This window comes from Nocardia sp. NBC_01503, from assembly GCF_036327755.1.
Lineage (GTDB): Bacteria > Actinomycetota > Actinomycetes > Mycobacteriales > Mycobacteriaceae > Nocardia.
The window spans coordinates 6,647,671-6,663,171 of record NZ_CP109596.1; the positions used below are offsets into that span (position 1 = coordinate 6,647,671).

The window sequence follows — 15,501 nt, forward strand, 5'->3', positions numbered from 1 at the left end:
GTCACTTCTCCTTGATACTGCGGGACAGTAGGGACTCGAGCACCACGAGGGCGCCGAGGATGAGCACGCTCACGCCGATCACTCGGAATCCGAGATCCGCGCCCGAAATGAACGCGGCGACAATGTCATCGGCGCGATCGGGGGTGCCGGAGAGCGCCTGCGCGACGGTGTGCGGATCGTGGGCGGCGCGAATATCCGCAGGTAGGGCGGCGACGAATCGGCTGGTGAGAATGGTGCCGATGACCGCCACGCCGAGTGCGCTGCCGAATTCGCGAGTGGTGGCCTGTAGACCCGCGCCGACTCCCGCCTGAGCGGGTGGCAATGCGACCGCTATCGCGCCGGAGAGCGTCGGAAGCGCCAGGGCCACACCGATTCCGGTGACCACCAGCCAGGTGGCATAGCCGGGATAGGAGGTCCGCGCGTCACTCAGTGACAGTCCGAGCAGGCCCCCGCCGACGAAAAGGAAGGCCACGGCGATGGTCGCGTTCATTCCTACGCGCTCGGTCAGGCGGCCGACATGACGTGCGCCGAGGGCGATCGGAATGGTCAGCGGGATAATGCCCAACCCGGTCTGGAATACCCCGAATCCCTTGGCGTACTGCAGGAATGACGCGTTCACATAGAACAGTGCGAACATGCCGAAGAACACCGCCGCCATACCGAGGCTGGCGCTGCGCAGTGCGGGCAGCCGGAACAGGCGGGGGTCGAGCAGTGGATGTTCAGCCTTCAGCTCGACAATCGTCCAGAGAGTGAACAGCGCTGCGGCGCAGATGAATCCGATGATCACGACCGGACTGCGCCAGCCCGCCTCCGGGCCCTGGACGATACCGATCAGCAGCGCAATCGAGGCGGCGACCAGCAGCACCGTACCGGGCCGGTCCAGGCGTCGCTCATGCCGCGCCGACACCGGTGCGACAGCACCCACCAGGGCCGCGAGCAGCAGCGCGAGCGGAACCGCGGCGATGAACAGCCAGCGCCAGGATCCACCGGAAAGGATCGCACCACCACCGACATTGCCGGCCACGCCGCCGATGCCCGTCATCGAAGCCCACACCGCGATGGTCCCAGCCCTGCGTTCGACAGCCACCGCGTGCATCAGGACGGCAAGCGTATTCGGCAGTACCGCCGCCGCACCCACACCGGTAATGGCACGGCCGATGAGCAGCAACACCACATTCGGGGCCACCGCCGACAGCAGCGCGCCCGCCGCGAACAGTCCCAGTCCTGCGAGTAGCACGCCCTTGCGGCCGAAGCGATCTCCCGCGGCGCCGCCCGGAATCACCAGACAGGCGAAGAAGATCACATAGGTGTCGACAATCCAGACCAGCGCCGAGGCCGAGGGCTGCAATCCGCTCGCGGCGAGCATGGGAACGGCGAGGTTGATGGCGGCCACCATCCCGACCACCAGTGCTACGCAGGCGCACATGACCGCGAGCAGGCCGCGCGGTGCGGGCGGTTGGGAGGATCGCGATGATGGAGGTTGTTCGCGAATCAGATCGTTGAATGCCATGGGAAATACGGTATGGACCAGGGTTACCTGCGCGCGACGCAAGTTTGACAAGAAGTAGTTGCGTAGCATGCAAGTGTGGCGGAACAGCTTGATCTGAACCTTCTGCGTGTCTTCGACGCACTCCTGCAAGACGGCAGCGTCACGGCCGCCTCCGAACGCCTGCACCTGTCGATTCCGGCCACCAGTCGTGCGCTGGGACGCCTGCGACGGGCCATGAACGATCCGATTCTGGTGCGCGCCGGGCGCGGCATGGCCCCGACCCCTTTCGCGCTGCGGACCGCACCGCGCGTGCGCTCACTCCTCGATGAGGCCGCCGCGCTGATCAGCGCCGATCGCGAGCTTCGAATCGCGGAGTCGAAGCGCACCTTCACCATTCGCATCAATGACGGCATCGCCGCGACCCTGGTCACGGCCGCGGTCGAGGCTACGGCGGCGGTGGCCCAGGGAGTGGTGCTGCGTTTCGTCACCGAGGGCAGCGAGAGTGTCGAGGCCCTGCGCGACGGCTCGGTCGACCTGGATATCGGGGCGGGTGATGACACCGCACCCGATATCCGCACCGAGGTGCTGTACCGCGAGCGCCTGGTCGGCATTGTGCGCGCCGACAGCCCGCTGGGTCGGCATCGACGGCCGAGTCTGGTTCAGCTGAGCCACTATCCGCACGTCTCCTCATCCCGCCGGGGTCGCGCACGTGGTCCACTCGACGATGCGATGGAGGCGCAGGGCCTGCAACGCCATGTGGCCGCCGTCGTACCGACTTCGGCGGTCGCCGCGCTATTGGTCGCCTCCAGCGGTTATGTCGGGCTCGTCCCGCAGCGCCTGGCCGAACAGTACGGGGCCGCCCTCGGCCTCCGCTGGTTCCCCATTCCCGCCGACCTGCCCGAGGTGCAGGTGCGTTTGCTCTGGCACGTCCGGCTCGACGCCGATCCGGCGCAGCGCTGGCTACGGGACACGATCCGCGAGGCGCTCGCTATCCCCTCCGGCGTAACCGGTTACGCCCCGGCGGATCCGCCCACCTGAACGGTGCGACCAACGCCCTCCAGGAGACAACCCAGGCCGAACTCGAAATGCGGTGCGGCCGAGCTGTCCTCGGCGTCGTTGACCCGGCGGGCGAAGTGGGGGTATTCGCCGGTGGCGATCGCCTCGCGCGGATACGGACCGACGGTGGCGCGCCACTGTTCCTCGGTGAGACCGGTGCGGTTCTCGTGCGGCCCGATCAATTCATCGCCTGGCGCATCAGGCAGGCCCCGACCAGCCCGGCCGCCGCCCTCATCCGCGTCCTCGACCGGGTAACCGCCCAACCTGTCGAATAAGACTTGACCCTCACGTAACGGGAGGGTTCATGATCGCTTCATGGCAAACACCTATCCCGCCTTCGATATCAGCCCGGTTCCCACTCCCGCCCCGGATGCCGAGGCGCCCGAACTCTTCCACGGCCTGTACGGCATGCCGATGTTCGTCACGCTCCCGACCGCCGATCTGGCCGCCTCCGTGGACTTCTGGACCCGCGGCCTGGGCTTCTTCGACCTGTTCACCGTCCCGAATCAGATCACCCATCTGCGTCGCTGGGCCTTCCAGGATGTCCTACTGGTCCCCGGCGAGCGGCCCGCCGCCGCGGCGGCACAGACCGTCAGCTTCTCCTGCGTCCTGAGCCAGATCGATCAGATCGCCGCCGACTGCGAGCGCCTGACCCCCGGCTGCACCACCGGACCGCGTCGAATGCCTTGGAATTCGATCGAGTTGGAGGTCCGCACCCCCGAGAACGTGCGGGTCATAATGACCGCCGCACATCCCTACGATGCGACCGGTCCCGAAGCGGAGTTCCTGCGCTCCATCGGAATTGCCACCGATGGCCGGTGACATTGCCGAGGGCCGCACGGTCGGCGCGGTCGCAGCACAGGTGGGTGTCACCATTCGCACCCTGCACCATTGGGACGAGATCGGTCTGGTGAGCCCGTCCGCCCGCACTCCCGGCGGCTACCGGCTCTACACTCCGGCGGACGTGGCTCGCATCCACCGCGTTCTCATCTACCGCGAATTGGATGTCCCGCTACCCGAAATCGCCGCCCTTCTGGACGCGCCCGCAGCCGACGCCGTCGAATCGCTACACCGGCAACGCGATCAATTGCGTGCGCGCATGGCACATTTGCGGAGCATGGCCGATAGCCTGGACCGTTTGATCGAGGCCAGGCAAACCGGCCTACTGCTCTCGGACGAGGAACAGGTAGCGATCTTCGGCGCCGATTGGCAGCCCTCCCGGGTGAAGGAAGCACATTCCCGCTGGGCCGATACGCCGCAGTGGGCTCAATACGCCGAACGGTCCGCCGAACGCACTCCCGCCGAATGGCAGGAGATCGCCCACGCCGTCAATGCCGAACTGGCCGAGGCATTTCGACACGGAGTGCAGCCCGGCACCATCGAGGCCGATGCCTTGGCGGAACGTCATCGAGCCTCGATCGGACAGTACTTCGATTGCACGCACGCTATGCAGGTCTGCATAGCCCGCATGTATGTCGACGATCCCGGCTACGCGTCTTTCTACAACGCGTTGGCTCCCGGCCTGAATATCTGGTTGCAGCGGATCGTCAATGCGAATGCCCGTGCCCGGGGCGTAGATCCCGATACCGCCACCTGGTCGTGAGGCGCCGGTTATGTTCCGGAGGTCGGAGCCCGGGGATGGAAGATCATTCCAAGGGGTGAGGTGGGGGATGCTCCGCTCGAATTAGGGTGGTTCGGTGGTCGACGAGAGGGTCGTGTTCTGGTTGCGTCGGCGGACCGCGCTGGTGGATGCGGTCATGGCGGGGGTACTCATCCTGGGTTGTGTGCTGTGTGGAGTGCTCGTCGACGCGGAGGCGGATTATTTCGCACTGTCGGTGGCGGTCTTGGCGCCGTTGGCAATTCGACGGCGGTGGCCGGAGGTTTCCGCTGTTGGTGTGGCAGTGGCCGCATTTGCGCAATGGGTGCTGATTCGGGATACGGCGGGCGCGTTACCCGCCGATATCGCGGTACCCATCACGGTGTACACGCTGGCCGCGTACGGGCGTGGGTATTCGAGTCGAATCGGGTTGGCCGCCGGGGCGATCGGTGCGGTACTCGGTGGCTGGAGTTGGCCGCAATTGCCCGCGCTGGCGCACGTGATTGTCGGTGCGGGACTGGCCAGTACGGTACTCGCGGCCTGGCTGGGCGGAGCCTGGCAACGGGCGAGGCGCGGAGAGCTGCTGGCCTTGGCCGAGCGAGCCGAATTGGTGGAGCGCAATCGTGATCAGGAGACTCGATTGGCGGTGCTGTCCGAGCGGGCTCGGATCGCCCGCGATATTCACGATATTCTCGCGCACTCACTGGCGGTGATCGTCGCGCAGTCCGATGGCGGACGGTATGCGGCACAGCGCGAACCGCGGGTTGCCGTGGATGCCTTGACCGCGATCGGAGAACACGGCAGACGGGCACTCACCGAGACAAGGCGGGCCATCGGCGTCCTACGGCAGGATGCGGAGACCGAGCCCGATACGGTTCCGAGTCACGGTTTCGCCGATATCGACCAACTGGTCGGCGAGGTGCGGGCAGCCGGGCTACCGGTGGAATTGACAATCGATATCCCTGACGGATTGACCGAGGGCATGGGTTCGGTGGTGTACCGGATCGTGCAGGAGGGTTTGACCAATGTGGTCAAGCATGCCGGAGCCGGTGCACGCGCTCGGGTTTCGATAGTCCCGCGGGAAGGGTGGCTGCGGATCGGCGTCGAGGACGATGGGCGTGGCACTCCCGGATCGGGACGCGCGGGCTATGGACTGCTGGGCATGCGCGAACGCGTCGCGGCCTACGGCGGCGATATCGAATTGCGGCGGCAGCCGGGCGGGCATCTGCTGGTGGCGCGGATTCCGCTGCGGGTCGAGGAGTAGGCCGATGATCAGGGTGCTGCTGGTGGAGGATCAGGCATTGGTGCGGACCGGGTTTCGAATGGTCGTGGATTCGCAGCCGGATATGCGTGTGGTCGGTGAGGCGGGGGATGGTGCGGCCGGGATTGCCGAAGCCGCGCGGTTGACCCCGGATGTGATCGTCATGGATGTACGTATGCCGCGGTTGGACGGTATCGAGGCCACACGGCAGATTCTCGCGGCCTCGGATTCGATCGCCGCGAAGGTGTTGGTGCTGACCACCTATGACCTCGATGACTACGCCGTGGCGGCGGTGCGTGCCGGAGCGAGCGGGTTTCTGCTCAAAGACGCCCCGCCGGAGGTCTTTCTCACCGCGATACGCACCGTCCACGCGGGTGATGCGGTACTCGCGGCGTCCACCACGCGACGACTGCTGGATCGGCTCGCACCACCGGTCGACCCGGTCGCGCAACGGCTGGTCGCGACCCTGACCGAGCGCGAGCGCGCAGTACTGCGGGTGATGGCGCGGGGGCAATCGAACGCTGAGATCGCGGTCGAGTTGCGGGTGGGTGAGGGGACGGTGAAAACCCATGTGCGCCATATCCTGACCAAACTCGGTGTGCGGGACCGCGTGCAGGCTGTGATCGCCGCGCATGAAGCCGGGTTGGTGCGGGCCGGTGGTTCGTAACCACGCGGCCCTTGCAGTCCTTCAGCTCTCGCCCCGGCGACACCTCATGTCATCGCCCGGCAGCACCCCGTCGAGCAGATACCGCTCGACCACCGCGTCGACGCAACCGGCAGGCTCGGCCAGGTAGACACCGTGCCGGAACGCGCCTTCCAGAGTGACCACGCGCGCCCCGGAAAGTGCCTGCCGCAGCGCCTGCTGCCCCGCCGCGGGAGCGACCGGATCGCCCGCGGCGCCGATCAGCAGGGCCGGGACTCGATTGGCGATTTCGGTGGCGGGCTCGGCCGGGCCGACCGGCCACACCGCACACGGGGTGAGATGCCGCGCCAGCGCGCCGAACATCGGCTCATCGGCCAGGTGCCGCCGAACATCGGTGAAGTAGTCGTCGACACCGCGTGCCGCTCGATCCGCACACTGGTTCGCAACCGTTGCACTGAAACCGAATTCGGGTGCGACGGTGGTATCGGAGTACAGGGCCAGCTTGGCCGCCAACTCCGGAGCGGAGTCGGCCGTATCCCCGCGCGATGCGTCATACAACGCCCGCACCTGGCGACCGAATGTCGTGTAGTACTCATCGGAGTCGTCCACGGTCAGCAGTAGCCCCGGAACCATGTCACCGGTAATCGTGACCCCGTCGCGTGTGACCGGGTGCGCGGCCACCGCCGCCGCCATCGCATCGATCGCGCCCAGAACCACGTCTTCGGTTGCCCCCAAACCGAATTCGCTGTCCCGTTCGGCCGCCCACCGAGCCCAATCGGCCAACGCCGCCCTGGTGGCCGTCGCCGTCCTACGGGTCAGATCAGGCCCGGGTGCGCGCGGATCCAGCGGACTGTCGAGCACGATCCGATCCACCCGATCCCCGAACATCTGCGAATAGACCGCGCCCAGATACGTTCCCCAAGACCAGCCCAGATATGAGATCTCGGATTCACCGAGCAGGGTGCGCAGCAGGTCCAGATCCCGCGCGACATTCCGCGTCGATGCGTAAGGCAGCAATTCTCGCGATGGTTCACACCGTGCGGCGAGGTCCCGCGCGGTGCGGACCGTCCGGTCGAAGCTCGCCCGGTCGGTCGGGGCGGCCTGCGCTATTCCCAGATACTCGCCGGTGGTCCAACCGCATTCGAGTGGCGTGCTCGCGCCGAAGAACCGCGGATCCATTCCCACCAGGTCATACCGTTCGGCAAGCTCCGTTCGGGCCGCATGTCCGCCCTCGGGCCCATCCACGATCATGGTCACCCCATCCCGTGATGGTCCCGGCCCGCCGGTCTCCACCACCAGGGTCCCCAACCGATGTGCCGGATCACCGGCCACTCGCCGCGCCACCGCGATCGACAGCGATGCGCCACCGGGATCGTCATAGTTCACCGGCGCCAGAAACTCCCCGCACTGTGCCCCAGCGGCAGCCAATCGCCCACCGATCTCATCGTCGGCCCCGGTACGGCAGTCATGCCACCCGATCACCTGCCCCTGCAACCGCGCGGGCAGCCCCCGCGCCGTAGGCGGTCCCGAGGCGCACCCCACCGGTGCCGCCACGGCGATCAACAGTGCGACCAATCGCACGCAGGTTCGGAATGACCGCATGAATCCCTCACAGACAGTGGACTTTTGAACGCTGCCGAGCAGCGACGACACTCCGAAGTTACGGATTCGCGTACTCCATGGCGTCTACCCGGCGAGCCCATTTCGCACCGCCGCACTCAACCGAAGGGAATACCGGGTAGCAATGCCTCACATCGTTCACGCGGCTCTGGTAGGGATGGATCATGACGAGCTTGGGAGCTGTGTTCCGCCCGCAGAATCCGCCGGAGTCCTTGCGTGCGGCGGTTCGTGCGGCCGATGAATCGGGGCTGGATGAGCTGTGGTTGTGGGAGGACTGTTTTCTCGAGGGCGGAATCTCCACCGCGGCAGCCGCACTCGCATGGAGTGAACGGATACGCATCGGTGTGGGTGTGCTCCCGGTGCCGCTGCGCAATGTCGCGGTGACCGCCATGGAGATCTCCACCCTGGAGCGCATATTCCCCGGCCGGGGGATCTGGGGCGTTGGCCATGGGGTGCAGGACTGGATGGGGCAGGTCGGCGCCCGTGCCGCCTCACCGGTGACGCTGCTGCGCGAATACCTGGACGCCCTGCGCGGATTGCTCGCCGGTCAACGCCTCACTGTGAAAGGCCGCTACGTCCAGCTCGACGACGTAGCCCTGGACTGGCCGCCGACCGCCGCCCCGCCGATTCTCGCCGCCGCCAAGGGCCCGAAAACCCTCCACCTGGTAGGTGAATCCGCCGACGGCGTCGTCCTGGACAACTCCAACTCCGCCGAGGGCATTCGCGCCGCCACCGAAATCCTGCGGGCCGCTCGCCCCGAACCCCTTGCCGCCCAACCCTTCCCCATAGTCGTCTACCTCCTCGCGGCCACCGGCCCCGGCTCGGCCGAGCGAGTAGCCGCCGAATTGGAGACCAAGGACCGCAACGCCATCCCCGATGTGGGCATCGCCGGAGACGCCCGTGAAATAGCCGACACGGTCCTGCGCTGGGCCGAAGCGGGCGCAACCAGCGTCATCCTCCAACCCACCGCCGATGAACCCGATCCCACCGCCTTCATCCGCTTCGTATCCGACGAGATCCGCCCCCTCGTCCCCTGAATTCCTCCGGAAATTATTGCGGGGCAGGGGCGGTCGGGGGTGTAACGGGACGATCGCGGACGCTACGGTGAGGCCGTGGCGGAGTGGATCAGCGTGTATTGCCGGGAGTCCGTGGAGCTGGACGGCGCTGAAATGTGGGACTGGATATCGAGCGCGGATTTGTGGACGCTGGCGGAGGGGTTCTTCGACAGCGCCGACGAGGTGGAGGTGGCGCTGGAAGATGCGCTGGTGAATCTTCAGATCACCGCCGAACCGGATATCTGCGTGGAGTGGAAAGGGCAGCGGGGGCGCGGGATTCGGATCTCGGGCGTGATCGGTGCCGAGGTTGTCGCGCAGGTGGGGGAGACGTTGGGGGAGTCGCTGATCGGGGCGGTGGGTGCGGGGCCGGATCGGATTCGAGCGCATCTGGCCGCCACCACGCAGGTGGTGAATATCGAGATGGCGGTGGACGATACGCATGGTTTGGGCGCGGTATTCGGATCGGTCATCGCCCTGCGAATCGCCGAGTATTCCCAAGGTCTGGTCTGGTATTTCGACCAGGAATGGGTCGATCCGGACAAGCCCGCCGAGACGTTGTGGAGCGCGGCCTAGCGGGCGGTTCGCGGGTTGCCGGTTCCGCAACGGGCGCTGACACCACCTCGGCAGGCATTACGGCATAGGGTTTGCTGGTGAGCAATCCGTTCTTCGAACCCAGCACCCTGCCGTATCAGCTGCCGCCGTTCGCGGATATCCGCGAGGAGCATTACCTGCCCGCGTTCGAGGCGGGTATGGCGGAGAAGCTCGCCGAGATCGACGCCATCGCCGCCGATACCGAAGGGCCGACCTTCGCGAATACGGTGGTGGCGTTGGAGCGTTCGGGGGCCGTGCTGACGCGCGTCGCGAATGTCTTCTTCAATATCTCGTCCTCGGACGCCACCCCGGGCACCGATGCCATCGAGGGCGAGATGTCGCCGAAGCTGGCCGCGCTCAGCGATGCCATGCTGCTGAATCAGCAGCTGTTCGCGCGTATCCGGGCGCTGTACGAGCAGCGCGAGAACCTGGAGCTCAGCGCCGAGGAGTCACGACTGCTCGAGCGGTACTACACCCGGTTCGTGCGCGCCGGAGCCGCCCTGAGCGAATCCGAGCGGGATCGGCTGCGCGCCTGGAACATGGAGATCGCCTCGGCGACAACCGAGTTCAAACACAACATCATGGCCGCCACCAAGGCCGCGACCCTGATCCTGGAGACCGAGGACGAACTCGCCGGTCTGGCCCCGGCGGCGGTGGCGGCGGCCGCCGAGAACGCGCGCTCGCTCGGCCAGGACGGCTGGGCGCTGAGCCTGCAGAATGTCTCCAATCAGCCGGTGCTCGCGGAGTTGGCCGATCGGGAAGTCCGTCGGCGCATGATGATGGCCTCGCTCGGCCGTGGGTTCGGCGGTAGCCCGAATGCCGAACTGGCGGGCCGGATCGCGAACCTGCGTGCCAAGCGCGCCGACCTGCTCGGCTACCCCGATCATGCGGCGTATACGGTCGCCGATCAGACCGCGAAGACCACCGACGCGGTCGAGGATATGCTGGCCCAGCTCATCGCCCCCGCGGTCACCAATGCCGAACGCGAGGCCGCCGAGCTCACCGCCGCCATGCGTGCGGGCGATCCGGGCGCCGATACCGAACTGCGGTCGTGGGATTGGCAGTACTGGTCGGAAAAGGTGCGCGCCGAACGCTTCGCACTCGATGCCGATGCCCTGCGCCCGTACCTGGAATTGGAGCGGGTGCTGCGCGACGGCGTCTTCCACGCCGCGGAGCTGGTGTACGGCATCACTTTCCAGGAGCGCACGGATCTGGTCGGGTATCACCCCGAGGTCCGGGTCTTCGAGGTCTTCGATACCGACGGCAGTGGTCTGGGCCTGTTCCTCGGCGATTTCTTCGCTCGGCCCTCCAAGCGCGGCGGTGCGTGGATGAACGAGCTCGTCGGCCAGTCCGGTCTCGACGGCACGCGCGCGGTGGTGGTCAACAACCTCAATATCGTGAAGCCGCCCCAGGGTGAACCCGCCCTGCTCACCTGGGATAACGTCCGCACGCTCTTCCACGAGTTCGGACACGCGCTGCACGGGTTGTTCTCCGATGTGCGGTACCCGTTCTTCTCCGGAACCTCGGTGCCCCGCGATTTCGTGGAGTTCCCGTCCCAGGTCAACGAGATGTGGGCCAGTCGCCCGGAGATCCTGGAGAATTACGCCAAGCATGTCGAAACCGGTGCGCCGATTCCGGCCGAGCTCCTCGAAAAGCGTGCCGCCGCAGAGCGATTCGGCGAAGGCTTCCGCACCGTCGAATACCTGGGCGCGACCCTGCTGGACTGGGCCTGGCATCGCATCACCGCCGACCAATCCGCCGATATCGACGCCGAACTGTTCGAGGAGTCGGCGCTGCGCAAAGCAGGGCTCGCCCTGTCGGCCATTCCGCCGCGCTACCGTACCGGATACTTCGCGCATATCTTCGCGGGCGGTTACGGGGCGGGCTACTACTCCTACATCTGGAGTGAGGTCCTCGATGCCGACACCGTCGAGTGGTTCGAGGACGGCGCCGCCCCGATCCGCGAGAAGGGTGAACAGTTCCGTCGCGGACTGCTCGCCAAGGGCGGATCGGTCGACCCGCTCGCGGCATACGAGTCGTTCCGCGGTCGCGCCCCGGAGATCCAGCCGCTGTTGAACCGCCGGGGGTTGACCGGATAGTCGAAACCCGTTCCGGGGCGGCCTATTCGGTGGCGCCGTCCCGGAAGGCGTCGGCGTGCACGGTGGCCCACTGCGCGAAGGTGCGCGGTGGGCGGCCGGTGATCTCCTCGACGGTCGGGCGGACGATGGATTCGTCGATCGCGCCGTCGACGTAGAAGTCGAAGAAGGCGTCCACGTATTCGACGGGGGTGTCGCGCAGCATATCCGCGCGCGCCTGCTCGTCGGTGAGCCCGACGCAGACCAGTTCGCGGTCCAGAATCCGCGCCAGAATCGCCACCTGATCGGCCGGGCGCAGCGGTTCCGGGCCGGTGGGCCATAGGATTTCGCCGCGGTAGGCGTCGTTCAGCAGGGCATGGGAGGCCACCGCCGCCAGGTCGTAGGAGTCCAGCGATGCCGTGCGGACCTCGGGGAACGGTGCGCGCACCACGTCCCCCGCCGCGAGCTGGGGCAGCCAGCGCAGTGCGTTCGAATCGAAGGCGCACGGCCGCAGAATCGTCCATGCCGCACCGGATTCGGTGACCTCCCGCTCGGAGGCCATCATGTACCGCGTCACGGCATTGCTCGTATCACCGGTGGCCGCGGAGACACCCGACAGCTGCACGATATGCTCGACACCGGCCTTCACCGCCGTCTGCGCCACACCCGGATACCCGGGCAGCAGGAATACCGCCCGCGCTCCGGCGAAGGCCGCCGAAAGTGTCTCCGGCGCGGTCAGATCCGCCGCGAAGCCCTCGACGCCCTCCGGCAGCTTCGCGCGCTTCGGATCACGCACCAGGGCCCGCACCGGCTCGTCACCTCCCGCGAGGGCCCGCACCAACTCCGCGCCCACATTGCCGGTCGCACCCGTCACCACGAACATGCTTGCACCCCTTCACCGGCGGCTCCCGAATGGATCGCCCATATTCAGGAATACACGAGAAGCGCACGACGGGAACAGCATCGGAGATGAACACTCACGTCTGTCCGACGGTCATTCCAGGTCGTAAGCGAGCGGGTGCAGCGGCTGATACAGCCCGACCTCTCCCGCACCCGGCACCAGAAAGGTGGTGATTCGCCCCCAGCGGGCCTCGCTGATATCCGAATTGAACTCCACGCCTTTGCCCGCGAGCTCGGCCATGGTGGCTTCGAGGTCGTCGCACATGAAATAGAGCGCGTGCAAACCGCTCTCCGGTGGTGCGGCCGGATGAAAGGCGACCTCCGCGGGCGGGGATTTGAAGATCAGCCAATCGCCACCGGCGTCGACATTCGGTAGATCGAGCACATCGCGGAAGAAAGCCCGCGCTCGCTCGGCATCGGAGGCGTAGATGATGGTGTGCGCACCATTGATCATGTGCCGACGCTAACAGCGCGACCTGGCTGAATCGGAAAGGCGTCCCGGAGCAAGTTGGCGAAGGCCTCCGGTTCGTCGGTGAATCCGCTGTGGCCGCCCGGGAATCGGGTCACCTCGAGGCCAAGGCGTTCGGCGAGGACCGCCGCCGGACGGGCGGGGAGATGGTTGCCGGTTTCGCGGCCGACGGCCAGGACCAGGCGGTCGGCGACCTTCACGAGGGCCTCGATATCGGGGATGTGTGAAGTGAATTGGCGCAGTTCGTGTTCCATCATGATGGGGGAGTTGGCCAGCAGTCGCGCCATCATGGCCTGAGCGCGGGGCGGCAGGCTCGCGGGATCTGGCAGCGGCTTCATGGTGCCGCCGATGCCCCGGAGGAAACGCGCTCCGGCCGCCCCGAGTCCTTCGGTGCGGAAGAGGGTGTAGACCTCGTCGACGAACGCGGCCTGCGCGTCCGCGTCGGGAAGGATTGCGAAGCAGGGCGGTTCGTGTGCGACGAGCCGGTGTACCCGTTCGGGATGCCGGGCGAGCAGATCCAGGCCGACGATGGCACCGCTGCTACCGCCGAATACGTATGCGGGCTCATCGGTGAGGTGGGTGATCAGCCGGTGTACGTCAGCACTCTGCACCTCGACCCGCTGATCCAGCGGTGCGCCGTCGTCGATGGTGCTGTGTGAGTACCCGCGCGGGTCCAGGCAGGCCACCGTGAACCGCTCGGCGAGCAGATCCGCGATGGGATCCACGACGGCCGCGTCCCCACCGCCGCCCGGAATCAACAGCAGCAGTGGACCATTCCCGCGCACCTCGTAGTAGATGTTCGCACCGGACACGCGCAAGGTATCGGATCTCATCAGCACCCTCGTTCCTATGGATATTAGGGTAAAAACTAATATACATAGGACGATGGTGTGGGCAAACCGGTTTTACAGCGCCGCCAGACAAGCCTGCGCGACCTGGACGTCCTGATCGGCGGTGCCGCCCGAGACGCCGACCGCGCCGATCACGTGGCCCTCGGCGTCGGCGATCGGCAGGCCGCCACCGAAGGAGATGAGTCCGTCATTGCTCAACTCGATGCCGTAGATCGGCCCGTCGGGCCGGGACAGCGTGCCCAGCAGCGCACTCGGAATATGAAAGAGGATGGAGGTCTTGGCCTTGCGCTGCGCGAGGTCGATGGAGCCGAGCATGGCGTCCCGCATCCGCGCGAAATGCAGCAGATGCCCGGCCGCATCGACGATCGCGATATTCATCGGCGTCTCGATGGCGGTGGCCGCCTTGATTCCGGCGGCAGTGATGCGGGCTGCGGTGTCGAGCGAAATATTCGTCATGCCAATGAGATTCGCGGCGTTCACGATCCTCAACCAGGGTGGTGTCATGCCCGGGGGCGGTGTGCCTGGGGATCGCACCCCCAGGCACACCGCGTCACCGAATGCGAGACTGGACCGGTGAGTGAGCTGGGCGAATTCCTGAAGGCGAAGCGAGCTGCCGTATCCCCGGAGGATGTCGGCCTGCCCCCCATCGGCAATCCGCGCCGGGTCAAGGGCCTGCGCCGTGAGGAGGTGGCGATGCTGGCCGCGGTCAGCGTGGACCACTACACGCGACTGGAGCAGGGCCGCGTCGCGGCGGCCTCGGAGAATCTGCTGGCGGGAATCGCGCGGGCGCTACGCCTCACCGCCGCGGAGCATGAGTATCTGCGCATGTTGGTGCAGGTGCGGCCCGACCGATCCGGTCCGCTCGTGCCGGAAGTGAGTCCGGCTGTCCGCGATCTATTGGATACGCTGCCGACACCGGCCTTCGTACTCGGCCCGCGTACCGACATCCTCGCTTGGAATGCCGCTGCCGCAGCGCTTTTCGTCGACTTCGGCGAGATTCCGGCGCAGCAGCGCGCACTGGTCCGACTGGTTTTCCTGGAGCCGCGTATGCGCGCGGTGTTCAAGGATTGGGAGGCGGTCGCAGCCGAAGCGGTGGACCGGCTGCGGATGGCCGCCGCGCGCACGCCGGGCGACTCGCGGCTCATGCAGCTGGTCGGTGAGCTCTCGGTGCGGGATGCGGACTTCCGGCGCTGGTGGGCGGGGCACGGCGTGCGCGCCCTCGCGGGTGGGCGCAAGCGCGTGCATCATCCGGTGGTCGGCGATATGGAGTTGGATTGGCAAGTGCTACAGGTGCTTTCCGCTCCGGAGCAGTCCCTGGTCACCTACACCGCACCGATCGGCTCACCGAGCCATGAGGCGCTGCGCATCCTGGCCTCATGGGCGGCGCAATCCCCGGACACGCGCACCGAGGAAGCTCGCGCGCTCGAATCGGATCGATGAAGTGCCGGTCCTTCAGCAGGTCTTCGCTCGCGGTCAAAAGGGCTTGGTGCGCCAGCGGGCGTAGGTGTTCTCGGGGGAGACCGTGATGACATCGGCCACCTGCACCAGGGGGTCGGGGATCTCACCGTCGAAATGTTCGAGGCTGGGCGTTATGACCGCGTCGGCCTCATTCCGGGATATCGCGTCACGGACCTCCTGCATGAGTTCGCCCATCTCCGGCCCGTATACCAGTGTTCGACACAGGTCGTAGCCCAAACGCCTTGCGAGCTGGCGCATTTGGGCTTGATCCCACCGCTGGTGCGTTCCGGACACGTCATGGCGAAGGAAACCGATCGCCGCTGGCTCGTGCCGCATTTGCCCGTCCTCCCATTCGTCCGGCTCGGGATGATCTCAACGGTATGGCACGCGCGCGGACTGCGCATCCGAAGTTATTGAAGTGCCACATGATTGCCCA

The 15,501-nt window shown here is 66.6% G+C and carries 18 protein-coding genes; 10 read left to right on the forward strand and 8 right to left on the reverse strand.

Translation table 11 applies throughout. The features are described from left to right. Position 1 precedes the first annotated feature (1 nt). Positions 2-1,510, reverse strand: coding sequence for an MFS transporter (locus OHB26_RS30375; protein ID WP_330180684.1), 1,509 nt, complete (start codon positions 1,508-1,510; stop codon positions 2-4). A 75-nt stretch (positions 1,511-1,585) separates the two neighbouring features. Here OHB26_RS30375 and OHB26_RS30380 point away from each other — a divergent pair, with 75 nt between their 5' ends. After that, a complete protein-coding gene (locus tag OHB26_RS30380) occupies positions 1,586-2,527 on the forward strand; it encodes a LysR family transcriptional regulator (RefSeq protein WP_330180685.1) in 942 nt (313 codons plus the stop codon). On the opposite strand, the gene OHB26_RS30385 is transcribed toward OHB26_RS30380, so the two are convergent. Next, positions 2,500-2,727: a TetR/AcrR family transcriptional regulator C-terminal domain-containing protein gene (locus OHB26_RS30385; protein WP_330180686.1), complete on the reverse strand. Its 228-nt coding sequence runs from the start codon at positions 2,725-2,727 to the stop codon at positions 2,500-2,502. The two genes, OHB26_RS30380 and OHB26_RS30385, sit on opposite strands and share 28 nt — an antisense overlap. Between OHB26_RS30385 and OHB26_RS39780 the strand changes: the two genes are divergently transcribed. The 5 genes from OHB26_RS39780 (at position 2,713) to OHB26_RS30405 (ending at position 6,070) form a co-directional block, all read left to right on the forward strand. After that, complete coding sequence (locus OHB26_RS39780) at positions 2,713-2,820, forward strand: hypothetical protein (protein ID WP_442942749.1); 108 nt, start codon at positions 2,713-2,715, stop codon at positions 2,818-2,820. The two genes, OHB26_RS30385 and OHB26_RS39780, sit on opposite strands and share 15 nt — an antisense overlap. Before the next feature lie 40 nt (positions 2,821-2,860). After that, entirely contained in the window at positions 2,861-3,367 is a 507-nt protein-coding gene (locus OHB26_RS30390; protein ID WP_330180687.1) for a VOC family protein, read from the forward strand. Beyond that, a complete protein-coding gene (locus OHB26_RS30395) occupies positions 3,357-4,148 on the forward strand; it encodes a MerR family transcriptional regulator (RefSeq protein WP_330180688.1) in 792 nt (263 codons plus the stop codon). Before OHB26_RS30390 ends, OHB26_RS30395 begins: the two co-directional genes overlap by 11 nt. Before the next feature lie 94 nt (positions 4,149-4,242). Beyond that, on the forward strand, positions 4,243-5,406 hold the full coding sequence (locus OHB26_RS30400; RefSeq protein WP_330180689.1) for a sensor histidine kinase: 1,164 nt from the start codon (positions 4,243-4,245) through the stop codon (positions 5,404-5,406). 4 nt (positions 5,407-5,410) lie between these two features. Further along, positions 5,411-6,070 (forward strand): response regulator transcription factor, encoded by a 660-nt coding sequence (locus tag OHB26_RS30405; RefSeq protein WP_330180690.1) that lies wholly within the window; start codon positions 5,411-5,413, stop codon positions 6,068-6,070. Positions 6,071-6,091: 21 nt separating this feature from the next. On the opposite strand, the gene OHB26_RS30410 is transcribed toward OHB26_RS30405, so the two are convergent. Continuing rightward, positions 6,092-7,648 (reverse strand): alpha/beta hydrolase, encoded by a 1,557-nt coding sequence (locus OHB26_RS30410; protein WP_330180691.1) that lies wholly within the window; start codon positions 7,646-7,648, stop codon positions 6,092-6,094. 182 nt (positions 7,649-7,830) lie between these two features. Between OHB26_RS30410 and OHB26_RS30415 the strand changes: the two genes are divergently transcribed. The 3 genes from OHB26_RS30415 to OHB26_RS30425 all read left to right on the forward strand — a co-directional run bounded on the left by OHB26_RS30415 (position 7,831) and on the right by OHB26_RS30425 (position 11,411). Further along, positions 7,831-8,703 carry an LLM class flavin-dependent oxidoreductase gene (locus tag OHB26_RS30415; RefSeq protein ID WP_330180692.1) on the forward strand — a complete coding sequence of 291 codons (873 nt, stop codon included), beginning with the start codon at positions 7,831-7,833 and terminating at the stop codon, positions 8,701-8,703. A gap of 75 nt (positions 8,704-8,778) precedes the next feature. After that, positions 8,779-9,294: a hypothetical protein gene (locus tag OHB26_RS30420; protein ID WP_330180693.1), complete on the forward strand. Its 516-nt coding sequence runs from the start codon at positions 8,779-8,781 to the stop codon at positions 9,292-9,294. A gap of 77 nt (positions 9,295-9,371) precedes the next feature. Next, positions 9,372-11,411, forward strand: a complete 2,040-nt coding sequence (locus OHB26_RS30425) for a M3 family metallopeptidase (protein WP_330180694.1) — start codon at positions 9,372-9,374, stop codon at positions 11,409-11,411. 22 nt (positions 11,412-11,433) lie between these two features. On the opposite strand, the gene OHB26_RS30430 is transcribed toward OHB26_RS30425, so the two are convergent. The 4 genes from OHB26_RS30430 to OHB26_RS30445 all read right to left on the reverse strand — a co-directional run bounded on the left by OHB26_RS30430 (position 11,434) and on the right by OHB26_RS30445 (position 14,063). Next, the gene (locus OHB26_RS30430; protein ID WP_330180695.1) at positions 11,434-12,270 is read right to left on the reverse strand and encodes an NAD(P)H-binding protein; all 837 of its coding nucleotides are present in this window, start codon (positions 12,268-12,270) and stop codon (positions 11,434-11,436) included. 111 nt (positions 12,271-12,381) lie between these two features. Further along, a complete protein-coding gene (locus OHB26_RS30435) occupies positions 12,382-12,741 on the reverse strand; it encodes a VOC family protein (RefSeq protein ID WP_330180696.1) in 360 nt (119 codons plus the stop codon). Beyond that, entirely contained in the window at positions 12,738-13,589 is an 852-nt protein-coding gene (locus tag OHB26_RS30440) for an alpha/beta fold hydrolase (RefSeq protein ID WP_330180697.1), read from the reverse strand. The genes OHB26_RS30435 and OHB26_RS30440 overlap by 4 nt, the downstream gene beginning before the upstream one ends. A 72-nt stretch (positions 13,590-13,661) precedes the next feature. Further along, on the reverse strand, positions 13,662-14,063 hold the full coding sequence (locus OHB26_RS30445; RefSeq protein WP_330180698.1) for a GlcG/HbpS family heme-binding protein: 402 nt from the start codon (positions 14,061-14,063) through the stop codon (positions 13,662-13,664). A gap of 117 nt (positions 14,064-14,180) precedes the next feature. Between OHB26_RS30445 and OHB26_RS30450 the strand changes: the two genes are divergently transcribed. Then, positions 14,181-15,047: a helix-turn-helix domain-containing protein gene (locus tag OHB26_RS30450; RefSeq protein WP_330180699.1), complete on the forward strand. Its 867-nt coding sequence runs from the start codon at positions 14,181-14,183 to the stop codon at positions 15,045-15,047. 33 nt (positions 15,048-15,080) lie between these two features. Here the strand turns inward: OHB26_RS30450 and OHB26_RS30455 are convergent, their stop codons facing one another. Further along, positions 15,081-15,323 carry a hypothetical protein gene (locus OHB26_RS30455; RefSeq protein WP_330180700.1) on the reverse strand — a complete coding sequence of 81 codons (243 nt, stop codon included), beginning with the start codon at positions 15,321-15,323 and terminating at the stop codon, positions 15,081-15,083. Between the last annotated feature and the right edge of the window lie 178 nt (positions 15,324-15,501).